The 12387-nt window shown below is 48.8% G+C and carries 8 protein-coding genes and 1 pseudogene; 5 read left to right on the top strand and 4 right to left on the bottom strand.

The genetic code is table 11. The features are described 5' to 3' along the window. Positions 1-1671 (bottom strand): annotated as a pseudogene (locus HC229_RS09265) (hypothetical protein); the annotation flags it as partial. Between the two features lie 2 nt (positions 1672-1673). Then, on the bottom strand, positions 1674-1892 hold the full coding sequence (locus HC229_RS09260) for a hypothetical protein (protein ID WP_191020194.1): 219 nt from the start codon (positions 1890-1892) through the stop codon (positions 1674-1676). A 362-nt stretch (positions 1893-2254) separates the two neighbouring features. Here HC229_RS09260 and folE point away from each other — a divergent pair, with 362 nt between their 5' ends. The 5 genes from folE to HC229_RS09235 all read left to right on the top strand — a co-directional run bounded on the left by folE (position 2255) and on the right by HC229_RS09235 (position 7673). Then, entirely contained in the window at positions 2255-2926 is a 672-nt protein-coding gene (gene folE, locus HC229_RS09255; protein WP_191020193.1) for a GTP cyclohydrolase I FolE, read from the top strand. A gap of 201 nt (positions 2927-3127) precedes the next feature. Next, positions 3128-4609, top strand: a complete 1482-nt coding sequence (gene cysS, locus HC229_RS09250; protein WP_191020192.1) for a cysteine--tRNA ligase — start codon at positions 3128-3130, stop codon at positions 4607-4609. A gap of 407 nt (positions 4610-5016) precedes the next feature. Further along, the gene (gene yidD, locus HC229_RS09245) at positions 5017-5265 is read left to right on the top strand and encodes a membrane protein insertion efficiency factor YidD (RefSeq protein WP_191020205.1); all 249 of its coding nucleotides are present in this window, start codon (positions 5017-5019) and stop codon (positions 5263-5265) included. A gap of 64 nt (positions 5266-5329) precedes the next feature. Beyond that, positions 5330-6271 (top strand): prolipoprotein diacylglyceryl transferase, encoded by a 942-nt coding sequence (gene lgt / locus HC229_RS09240; RefSeq protein ID WP_191020191.1) that lies wholly within the window; start codon positions 5330-5332, stop codon positions 6269-6271. Between the two features lie 103 nt (positions 6272-6374). Next, a complete protein-coding gene (locus HC229_RS09235) occupies positions 6375-7673 on the top strand; it encodes a S41 family peptidase (protein WP_191020190.1) in 1299 nt (432 codons plus the stop codon). A gap of 200 nt (positions 7674-7873) precedes the next feature. On the opposite strand, the gene secDF is transcribed toward HC229_RS09235, so the two are convergent. Then, a complete protein-coding gene (secDF, locus tag HC229_RS09230) occupies positions 7874-10861 on the bottom strand; it encodes a protein translocase subunit SecDF (protein ID WP_191020189.1) in 2988 nt (995 codons plus the stop codon). Positions 10862-11235: 374 nt separating this feature from the next. Further along, entirely contained in the window at positions 11236-12171 is a 936-nt protein-coding gene (gene mdh, locus HC229_RS09225) for a malate dehydrogenase (protein WP_191020188.1), read from the bottom strand. Positions 12172-12387: the final 216 nt, after the last annotated feature.

Below are 12387 nucleotides of genomic sequence, written 5' to 3'. Positions count from 1 at the left end.
GCCGGTAAGGGCAGGAAGCGTATAGCTGTCGCAGGCCGTCACGTCATTGGCAACCGGCGTGGCCGGAGTCGCGTTGATCGTCACGGTAAAGCTGGTTTCCGCAACACAGTTTGGTGTAGTTCCGGATTGGGCGTACACGTAAACGGTTTGATTGGTCGTGATAGGTCCGGAAATAGGTCCGGTGCCTCCGCTTCCCGTGAAATAATCACCGACGGTCAACGTCGGAAGCACAAACGAATCACACGCAACCACGTTAGACACAGGCGCAAGAACCGGAGTCGGGATCAGGTGCAATGTAAAACTCGAAGTACTTACGTTGCCGGGATTCGCATTTTCATGAATGTGAACGTATATGGGTTCGGCATCCGATCCCGGATAAGCCGTATCCGGAGCGATAGGGTTCGCCCCCGTGTTGGCGTCGGCCTGTGAATTGTGGTATGTAACCGTATAATCGGCGGGATTCAGGGTACCTAAAACGATTGGCGTCTGGGCACTCAAATCAAAATCTTCCACGCCGTCATTATCGATATCACATTCGTTCAGATCATTTTGGCAATCAAATACCAATGTAACACTGGATACGAAAACACAACCGGTATCGAGGCTTTCCAGGGAGATGTAAACCAATTCCCCATTCGTACCCGGATAATTGACAGGATTCAGGGCTCCCGGTGCAACGTCTATGGCTTCTTGTTGTGTGTGATAATAAGCGATGATAAAATCGGCAGGTGTAATTCCCATTTGCGCGATCGCACTATTGAGGTTGAAAAGCGCGGGACCCGGAGTGTTACAAGCCGAGATGGTAGTAGGATCGGAATATCCCGGAGGCGTGTATTCCACAACGGTAAACTCCTTAATTTGCTCCTCACAGGTTTGGCCGGAAGGAATTTGCCCGATAGCGTGCACGGAATACGTTCCCGGAGCGTCGACCGTCAATTGGTTGCCCGGACCCGTCGCCAGCTGGTTTCCGTTTGGATCATACCAAGTATAAATGGCATTCGAAGCGCCCGAAATTGCAGTAACGGTAGTCTCGGGATTGCTCGCGCAAATGATGCCAGGCTGGGTCACCGTAAGCGGACACACGATGCTACAATCGGTACTTCCGGCTCCAGGCTGCCCGCTATTTGTCTGCTGGAGGCTGATGTAACCGTCCAGTTGACCGTAATTGGTAATCAATACCGCGTAAACCTGGCCCGGCTGAGCGTTGTTGATCGTCAACGTTTCGGTAAATGAAGGGTCATAACTACAATCGATGACGCCATCCTGAGGGTAGATCTCTCCACCTGTATTGCTGCCACATCCCGAACATGCCGCGAAATCGATCAACGCACACATCGAGGCAGGATCATTGAACGGCCCCCACGCGATAAAGTCGACGTCAAGGTTGGTTCCATTGAACTGGCCTGTGTTGAAATCGTAGGAGGTATTTTGAATCATCGTAAAAACAAGATCACCGCCTTGGTCGATCTGGAGGTAGAACCAGGTTGGATTCGGTGTTGAACCCAAACATGCCATCTGGCCCAGAGCAGGGGCGTTGTTTGTCTGGTCCACGTTGTCATACACATAAGCCTGGGCCCCTGAGCAAAACGGTTGGGCATTCTGGCAGGTCGTTCCCTGGCTGTACATGAACTGTACGGATAGAAATGCGAAGAGTAAAAGAATTCTTTTCATTCTTACGATCTTTTAGGTATGAAAGCGTGGAATTTCCAGTCAGATTCCGTGTTGCAGCCGGACGCTGTGGTGATGACCGTGCGCCATTTCAGGCATTTGGCCGACAATTGCATATGCCGCAATTCGGTTTGTCCTTTGCTGTTGGCTAATGTGATTTCTATATTGTGCTTCTCGCGCAGTTGACTGGCGTTGAGTTCTTCCCAGCAATCCAGGATGGGCACGACTTCAATTTTGACTGAAGCCCCCGCGAGTGACGCATCACTGAAATCCCATTTTAGCGTCGCAAATTTCTGGTGATTCTGGACGGAGTCCTCGCATTTGATCAATTCTACGGAAAACGCAAAATTGCAAGGATTTTGGACACTTTGCGCCTGAAGTTTAAAGGATAAACAAACAAGGAAGCAAATTAGGCTAAGTTTTCTCATAAAGTAGCAGTATTTTTGGAAGCGCGAAATTTACATAAATTTAGCAAATATTTATAGTTAATTTTTGATTGTTGAAATATCAGTTATGAAATAGAGGTTTTGATTGAGAATTTTTATCTTTGCAACCACATTTTTCACTTACAGCAAATCAGATATTTATGATTTCAAACGACGATTTTCACGACGAAATCGGTAACGACCACATAGGGACAAGTGCCCAAAATCCTATCAGGCCCGACGCTTTTGAACTATCCGACGAAAAAAAGATCGAGCTCATCAAAAAAGATGTCGAAAGTATTCTGTTGACGCTCGGAATGGACCTCACCGACGACAGCCTCAAGGGCACGCCGAACCGCGTGGCGAAAATGTTCGTAAAAGAACTGTTCGGCGGTTTGAATCCCGTTAAAAAGCCGAACCCTTCGACGTTCGAGAATCACTATAAATACGGCGAGATGCTCGTCGAGAAAAACATCACGGTATATTCGACTTGCGAACACCACCTGCTCCCTATTATAGGGCGTGCGCATGTCGCCTACATTTCTGCTGGAAAAGTGATCGGGCTTTCCAAGATGAACCGCATCGTGGACCATTTCGCCAAACGCCCTCAGGTGCAGGAACGCCTGACGATGCAAATCGTACAGGAATTGCAGCGCGCGCTCGGGACTCAGGATGTCGCCTGCGTGATCGACGCCAAACACCTTTGCGTGAATTCGAGAGGAATCAAGGACATCGAAAGCAGCACGGTGACGTCAGAATTCGGAGGCAAGTTCAAGGAAGACAAAGTCCGTCGCGAATTTTTGGACTACATCAAACTCGACACTCAGTTTTAATTTTCCTTTTTTAGGCGGGATTCCCGATATTTACCGAGATCATAGCCCGGATGGAAGCGAAAATCCTTGCGCGGCAAAAGCGTGATTTTGCGAAAATGGTGACGGCGACCGTAGGAAGCCGGAAGCATTTATGGCAAAAACCGCTGTTGCAGGCAAGATTGGAGCGGATAGCCGGATGGGCTTCAAATAAAAAACACCACCATGCCATTGTATTCTACCCAGGAACTTAAAATTTATAACTCGCTCAGCGGCGAGAAGGAAGCTTTCACGCCCATACACGAAGGAAATGTAGGAATGTATGTGTGCGGACCGACGGTTTACAGCAATGTGCATTTGGGAAATTTACGGACGTTCATGTCGTTTGATGTGATTTTCCGATACCTGCAACATTTGGGATACAAGGTGCGCTATGTGCGGAATATTACCGATGTGGGCCATATCGTGGACGACGTGGACGACGGCGAAGACAAAATCGCCCGAAAGGCGCGCGTGGAACAGCTCGAGCCGATGGAAATCGTGCAGCGTTACACCGTGGATTTCCACCATATTTTGAGCGCGTTCAACTTTTTGCCGCCGAGCATAGAACCGACCGCTACGGGACATATCATCGAGCAGATCGGGATCGTACAGAAAATCATCGACCAGGGATATGCTTACGAATCGAACGGGTCGGTTTATTTTGACATCGCCAAATTCAACGAAAAATACCGCTACGGCATTTTATCCGGACGCAATGTGGAAGACATGCTTGCCAATACGCGGGATACGGACGGACAATCTGACAAGAAAAGCCCTCAGGATTTCGCGCTTTGGAAAAAAGCCGAGCCGGAACACATTATGCGCTGGCCTTCCCCTTGGAGCGACGGTTTCCCTGGATGGCACTTGGAATGTACGGCGATGAGCACAAAATATCTCGGCGAAAAATTCGACATTCACGGTGGCGGCATGGATTTGAAATTCCCTCACCACGAATGCGAAATCGCACAGAATGAGGCGGCGACCGGAAATTCACCGGTAAACTATTGGATGCATGCCAATATGCTGACGCTCAACGGCAAAAAAATGTCGAAATCGACGGGAAACAATATTTTGCCGGGAGAGATTTTGAGCGGGGACAATCCGTTTTTGAGCAAACCGTTTTCGGCCTCGGTGGCGCGATTCTTCATGATGCAGGCGCATTACCGCAGCATCCTTGATTTTTCTGACGATGCGATAACGGCGGCCGAGAAAGGCTACAACCGACTCATGGAAGCCATGGACGCCTTGCCTGCCCTTTCGCCCTCGGCAACGTCGAGTTTGGACATCGCGGCCTGGAAGAAATTGTGCTACGATGCGATGAACGACGATTTCAACAGCCCGATCCTGATTTCGCACTTGTTCGAAGGCGTGCGCTATGTGAACCTGCTCAAAGATGCCAAAGAGACGTTGACGCAAGCCGACCTGACGGATTTCCAGAGCGCGATGCATGCGTTTGTCTATGACGTTTTGGGACTTCGGGACGAAAAAGCCGGAGACACGCATTTGGAGAAACTCGAAAATGTCGTAAACCTGCTCATCGATATGAGGAATACCGCCCGCGCCAATAAGGATTTTGCGATGAGCGACCAGATACGTGATCAATTGGTTGGGCTTGGCATCCAGCTTAAGGATGGTAAAGACGGGACGACGTTTGTGGTTAATTAGCGAATGTGGTAATTAGCGAATTAGCGAATGTGGTAATTAGCGAATGAGATAATTAGATAATGGGATGATTAGATGATTGTGAAGCATGGTGATATCGCGTTATTGACTTTGGAACAATAAATCACAATATCAACTAAAAATTTGAAAGCCAGCTGTTATTTCCTCTCATTATAATATCAATCACCGCGTCTCTTTTACAGTAAATTTGATTCATTACCATCGACCGCCGCGTTCGCTGCTGCTTTGACCGTTCGTTCCTTTATCCATTTGCTAATTTGTTCATTCGCTGATTTGCCAATTCGCTAATTTGCTAATTCGCTAATTCGCCAATTGCCTTCGGCCCGTTCGGCTGCGCCCCGGGTCGCTAATTTGCTAATTATCTAATTATCTAATCATCTCATCATCTAATCATCCAAAAAATCCTCATATCGCCCCTCGTCGCCCTGATCTGGATCTACCGGAACTGCATTTCGCCGTTTACGCCTGCGATGTGCCGCTACACTCCTACTTGTTCGGCCTATTTTCTTGAGGCATTGCAGGTTCACGGATTGTTTTACGGCAGTTGGCTCGGCATCAAACGCATCGTAAGCTGCAATCCTTGGGGCGGACACGGCTACGATCCTGTCCCTCCAAAGGATTGTGGGCACAAACATTAGGATTGTTTAAACATTCGGTTTATTCGGAATTTCCTTATTTTTACTGACTAATTCAACCTAAACCATGACAAACGTTTTGGCAGCCTCGGTTTGGAATCCATCCGAAGGCATCGATCTTGGCTTTTTTGTAATCCGATTTTACAGTTTGATGTTCGTCGTCGCTTTTGGCCTCGGTTGGTTCATCACTAAAAAAATATACGACCGGGAGCACATCGCGATCGAGAAACTCGACACCCTTTTCATCTGGACGGTGCTCGCGACGTTGCTTGGCGCGCGCCTTGGCCATGTCTTTTTTTACGACTGGGATTACTTCAGCCAACATCCTACCGAAATTTTGCTTCCGTTCAAGTTCGAGCCGGAGTTCCGCTTTACGGGCTTCCAGGGCTTGGCGAGCCACGGAGCTGCGATAGCGGTGATCATCACCATGTATTTCTACGCCAAAAAAATTGTCCATAAACCAATTTTGTGGGTTTTGGACCGCGTGGCGCTTCCGGTTGCCTCGGGCGGAATATTCGTGAGGATAGGGAATTTTTTTAATTCGGAAATCATCGGAAAACAAACCGATTCGGCACTCGGGCTCAAATTCATACGCGATCAGTTCAATCCGTCTGAAGCCATGGGCATGACGGGAATCAGCAATCCGAACGATGCATATAACGCGATAGCGACAGATCCGAAATTCGCCGTGTTCCTGAACCAGGTTCCGGCGAGGCACCCGGCCCAGATTTACGAAGCCGTTGGATATGTGATCGTGTTCGCCATTCTGATGTTCATGTATTGGAAGACCGATGCGCGTCAACGGAAAGGCCTAATTTTCGGCGTTTTCCTTGTGTTGCTCTGGTCGGTCCGGTTTCTTGTGGAATACGTCAAGGAAAGCCAGGGCGGTTTCGAGTCTGATTTGGGATTGTTCTCGACAGGTCAGTGGCTCAGCATCCCGTTTATCCTGGCCGGGCTTTACCTTATCTTTTTCGCAGAGAAACCAATCAGGGGCATCGAAGAAGAATAACCGAAATACCACTGCAACAACCGCTCATTTGGGCGGTTTTTTTTTGTTTTACTGACGGTTGAAACATTTTTGAAAGCGCGTCGTCCTACGCCTATCAATCATCATGAAATCAATCATCATCACGGCCTTGGCCTTGTGCTGCTTTCCGGTTTTCCCGCAATCTGTCGGGCGGGACGAAAAATCCGAAACCATTCGAAAGCTAGGCACTACCTTATCGGAAAAATACTATTCCGAAAGCGAAGGCAAACGACTTCACGCCTTCCTGGCCAAACAATCCAAAAACGGCGCTTACGACAAAATCGGCGACGGCCAGGCGTTTGCCTCGATCCTCACCAGACAGTTACAATCCCAGGTTGCCGATCGCCACTTGCGCGTGGAATACAGCCAAACGGTGCTTCCCGCCGACAACCGCACGGAAATCATGAGCCTTCCCGAACAGGAAAAACAAGGTTATGCGAACATGCTCCGGCACACGAACTACGCGATCCGCAAAGTTGAAGTACTTACGGGAAACGTAGGATACATCGATTTTGAAGCGTTCGTCGATCCCGAGTTCGCATCGACAACCTATGCCGGAATGATGGCGTACTTGTCGCACACCGAAGCCCTGATCATCGATCTGCGCCATTGTGGCGGAAGCCGATCGCCGGAAGCCGTCCCGTTTTTGCTTAGCTATTTTTTCAGCAAACCGGTAAAACTCGAGGAAATATTCTGGCGCAAAAAGAATGGAACGACCGTCTCCTGGACATCAGCCGCCGTTCCCGGGCGTAAATACCTAGACAAACCGGTTTTTGTGCTGACGAGCCGCAATACGTTTTCAGGAGCCGAGGCTTTCGTGGCCGGAATGAAGAAATACAAACGCGCCACGATTATCGGGCAAACCACGGGCGGAGGCTCACATCCAGGCGGAATCGTCAGGTTGTCCGACCACTTCCAGGCCTATATTTCGGTGGGAAAAATAGTCGGTGACGAAAATGCGGTAAGTGACTGGGAAACGCACGGTATCGCTCCCGATATCGCCATCAAAACAAAACTCGCGCTCATCGAAGCCCGCCAATTGGCCATGCGGACAATCGCGTCAAAAAGCGACGAGGAAATTTGGAAAAATGCGCTGCTGCAATGGTGTGGCGAGCTCGAAAAAACAAAGCCCACATTCAAAAAAGTAACGCTTGAACTCGCCAATCATCACGATGCGAAAGAAGTCCGGGTTGCCGGCACGTTTAATGACTGGACGTCCGAAGCGATGCAAAAAACCGCAAAAGGCTGGGTTGTCGATTTGGAAAGCGAAACGGGCAGGCAGCGGTATAAGTTCATTGTCGACGGCAAGTGGATCGTCGACCCGGACAATCGGGAAACCGAAATCAGCCATGGCAATGTGGACTCCGTCGTTGAAGTGAATTGACCGCGAACGTCACGGTTTATTTCGCCGCGGATTGACGGATCAAAGGATTTAAAATTTGAAAGGCTGAAATGCGGCGCAGAACAATATGCGGAATCGTTTAAGCTGCGGTAAGTTGCAAGTCCTGATCTCATTCACCCGCTTCCAATAAAAAAAGGCTGTCGATAAAAACAGCCTTTTTTGTTATGTGAAATCCCGAAAGATTATGCGAGCTCCCTGTTGTGCTCTTCCTCTATGCGTTTGTGTTCCGCATCCGGGATAGAGTCGCACAATACCGGCGTTGCGATGAATAGTGACGAATACGTTCCGACGACAATACCGACCAACATCGCGAAGATGAATCCGCGGATGCTTTCTCCGCCAAATACGAACATGATCGCCAATACGAAGATCATCGTAAGGGAAGTGTTCAAAGTACGCGACATCGTCGAGTTGATCGATTTGTTTACGATATCGTTGAACGTTCCCTTCGTCTTACCTGCCAAGTATTCGCGCACACGGTCGAATACGATTACGGTATCGTTCATCGAGTATCCGATAACGGTTAGGATAGCCGCGATGAAGTGCTGGTCGATTTCCATTCCGAACGGCATATATTTCCACAACCAGGCGTAGATTCCCAATACGAAGATAACGTCGTGTGCAACGGCCGCGATAGCGCCCAAAGAATATTGCCATTTGCGGAAAGACACCATCAGGTAAAGGAATACGACGGCCATCGCTCCGAGGATCGCCCAATAGGAATTGGTCTTGATGTCATCGGCGACGGTTGGCGTAACTTTATACGAGTTCAGGATACCAAGTGTTTTGCCGTCGTAGACGTTGACGAATTTTTCGTACGTCATATCAGCGCTATAGTGCTTCTTCAACGCGTCGAACAACATATGGTTGACTTTTTCGTCGATTTCGATACCGTGCTGCTCAACGGCGTATTTGGTAACGATCTTGAGCTGGTTGTTGCCTCCGAAAGTCTTCACCTCGGCGCTTCCTTCGAAAACTCCCATCAATTCCTCGTGCAAAGTTTCAGGGCTTACCGGCTTTTCAAAACGCACTTGGAACGTACGTCCTCCTGCAAAGTCAACACCCGGGTTCAACCCTTGTGTCACAAGACCGACGATGCTGATGATCGTAACGGCAGCAGAAATCCCGTATGACCATTTCTTGACGCGAAGGAAGTCGTAGTTGAAGTTCGTGAACCAGTTTTTGGAGATATTCGTGTGGAAAGTAAACTTCTGGCCTCTGTAAACGCCCCAATCCAAAAGGATTCTCGTGATGAAAATAGACGTGAACAAAGTCGTGATGATACCGATCAACAATGTCGTTGCGAAACCTTGGATAGGACCCGTTCCGAAAATAAAGAGGATCGCTCCCGTCAACACGTGCGTAACGTTGGCATCGACGATCGAACGCATCGCGCCCTTCCATCCGAAAGAGGCTTTGACGGCATCCGGCAACGAAAGGCCATGTCGCAGTTCTTCCTTCGCTCTTTCGTAAATGATGATGTTCGCATCCACGGCAGTACCCATCGTCAAAACAATACCGGCAATACCTGGCAAAGTCAATACGGCTCCAACGCTGGCGAGGAATCCGAAAATAAACAAGACGTTCACGGCAAGAGCGGCGTTGGCAACCCAACCTGCTTTTCCATAATAAACCACCATCCACAAACATACGATAAGCAATCCGATGATAGCCGAATTCGTACCGTTGTCGATCGCTTCCTGACCCAATGACGGCCCGACCACTTCCGACTGCACGATATCTGCCTTTGCAGGAAGTTTACCGGCGCGGAGCACGTTGGCCAAATCTTTTGTTTCGGTTACCGAGAAGTTTCCGGAGATAGACGAACGCCCACCTGCGATAGGCCCGCTGGTTACGCCAGGAGCGGAATATACGATGTTGTCAAGAACGATCGCGATGTAACTTTTCTCGTTAAACGCCTTTCCTGTCAGTTCTTCCCAGTCGCGGGCTCCGGCTCCGTTCATTTGCATGGAAACGGCCGGTTTTCCTAATTCGTCGAACGTGTCGCGGGCATCGGTTACGACACCACCGCTCATAGCAGGACCGACACTGCGGCTTTTCGGCTTCAACGCATAAAGTCCGACGCTTTCGACGTCTTTTCCTTTGTCGTCTTTGGCTGTCTCCACGATTCCCCAAACGAATTTGGCGTTGCGGATTTCAGTTCCCATCAAAGCGCGGATGTCGCCTCTCTTGAGGTAAGAGTTGATCGCTGCGGTATCTTTCGTAGAAACGTAGGCCAGGATCGGGCCGCCGCCTTGAGAAACGAATTTGTCGACAAGAGGATTTTTCCCTTTCGCCGGAGCGGCAGTAGAATCTTTCTCCTTACCAGTCAAAAGCGTGTCGATACCTGTCTTTGCAGCAGGAGTTTCGGCAACTGGCTCAACAGCGGTTTCGGTTTTCTTAAGCGCTTCGTTTGCGGCCATAAGAAACTGTCCGACTTCTTCTATTTTATAAGTCTCCCAGAACTCCAATTGAGCGGTTCCTGAAAGTAGTTTTTTGATACGGTCTACATCTTTTGCACCCGGAAGCTCCACAAGGATACGACCTGACTGCCCAAGTTGCTGGATATTCGGCTGGGTTACGCCAAATTTGTCGATACGCTTGCGCAATACCTCAAAACCGGATTTGATCGATTCCCCGACCTTTTCGCGGATTACCTTTTTCACCTGGTCGTCCGTCATTTTGAAGTTGACAGCGTCCCCAAGGGTTTTGTTGGCGAAGACCTCAGGAGAAGCGAGTTTAACGCTACCTTTCGAGTTCTCCTGGAAGGCATCGAAAAATGCATCGAGGTAGTCCTGGTTTCCTTTTTTGTTTTTGGTCGCATCGTCAAGCGACTTGTTGAACACCGCGTTCGAGGTATTGTTCGACAATCCTTTGAGGATATCCTTGACCGAAATCTCGAGGATGACGTTGATTCCGCCTTCAAGGTCAAGCCCTTTGTTGATTTTCTTCTCTTTTACCTCATTGTAGGTAAACGAAGCAAACCCAAGGTTCAAAACTTCGGTTTTCCCGATGGAGTCGAGATATTTCACTTCTTTCTCGGAATCCCCGGCCGCAAACGCCTTGGCCTTGGTTTCCACGCTGTCGGCGACGAACGTGAAAATAAGCTGGTACACGCATACCAGTGCAAACAAAATTGCAAAAAACTTGACTAGTCCTCTATTCTGCATTACGTAAAAATTAATTAATCTATTATAAGCTTGTTTGTGATTGGTCAATGAAAAGGTCGTAAATACTGGCTTTCAGCTAGAAACTGAAAGGGCGCACTCAGCCCTGTTTTTTCGAAAACGTGCAAATATATAATTACTGGTTACATTAACCAATTTATTTGGAGATTTCTATTAAAAAAGAGGCCTGCCATTGTTCATAAGTTTTTTTTCGGTTTCAAACCGTGAAAACTTCTTTACATCTGACGCAAAACATCAAGCCGCTTCGTTTTTTTTTCAAATTTGACCGTATTCGGATCGATGCGGCAACTCATTAAAACCAAAAAAAAACGCGCCGAAGTTTCCCACGACGCGTCTTTATTATATCGATAGCGATTTTATGCCAAAACCGACTTCAAATCCCCGTTCATGGCGCGAACGGCGTCGGCACTTTTGGCGAACAACTCTTTTTCTTCGTCGTTAAGGTCGATGGAGACGATTTCTTCGAGTCCGTTCTTCCCGATGATGCAAGGAACACCCAAACAGATGTCGCTCTGGCCGTATTCGCCTTCAAGCAAAACCGAACAAGCGATCATCTTTTTCTGGTCGTTCAAAATAGAATCGACAAGATAAGCCACCGACGCTCCCGGCGCATACCAGGCCGAAGTTCCGAGCAATCCCGTCAACGTAGCGCCTCCCACTTTCGTCGCCTCAAAAACCTCTTTGAGTTTTTCATCAGACAAAAACTGCGTAACCGGAATCCCGTTGTAAGCCGCAAGACGCGTCAACGGAATCATCGTCGTATCGCCATGACCACCGATCACCATTCCCGAAACATCGTTCGAAGGTTTGTCCAGGGCCTTTGACAAATAATATTTGAAACGGGAGCTGTCGAGCGCTCCGCCCATCCCGATGATGCGGTTCTTAGGCAATCCCGTGGCCTTCAACGTCAGGTAGGTCATCGTATCCATAGGATTGGACACGACTACGATGATCGCCTCAGGTGAATGCGTCAACACATTGTCAGCGACCGATTTCACGATCCCGGCATTGATCCCGATGAGTTCTTCGCGCGTCATTCCGGGCTTCCGTGGAATTCCCGAAGTGATCACCACCACATCTGAATTTGCCGTCTTCGAATAATCGTTGGTCACACCGCTCACATTAGTGTCAAACCCAGTATTCGTGGCGCATTGCATGATATCCATCGCCTTGCCTTCAGCAAAACCTTCTTTGATATCGAGCAAAACGACCTCGCTTGCAATTCCCCTGTACGAAATGACGTCTGCACAGGTTGCGCCTACATTTCCGGCGCCTACAATGGTAACTTTCATATAAAACGTTATTTTGTTTAAAGTTTAAGGTTCAAAGTTTAAGGTTGGCGGCAATTACGGCTGTCCGCTGCAAGTCCGCGTTTTAATAAGCGGTTTTTTAGCCGCCTGCCAAAGCTTCCGCTGGTCGCCTCGGCAGCCTGCAAAAACCAGCTTATTCCAACTTGCGGGCTTTCCGCTGCCATCCGGGCCGCACCGTTCCCGAAATCAAATCGGGTT

The organism is Flavobacterium selenitireducens (assembly GCF_014748335.1).
GTDB classification, from domain to species: domain Bacteria; phylum Bacteroidota; class Bacteroidia; order Flavobacteriales; family Flavobacteriaceae; genus Flavobacterium; species Flavobacterium selenitireducens.
This window is presented reverse-complemented; position numbering and strand designations above follow the sequence as displayed.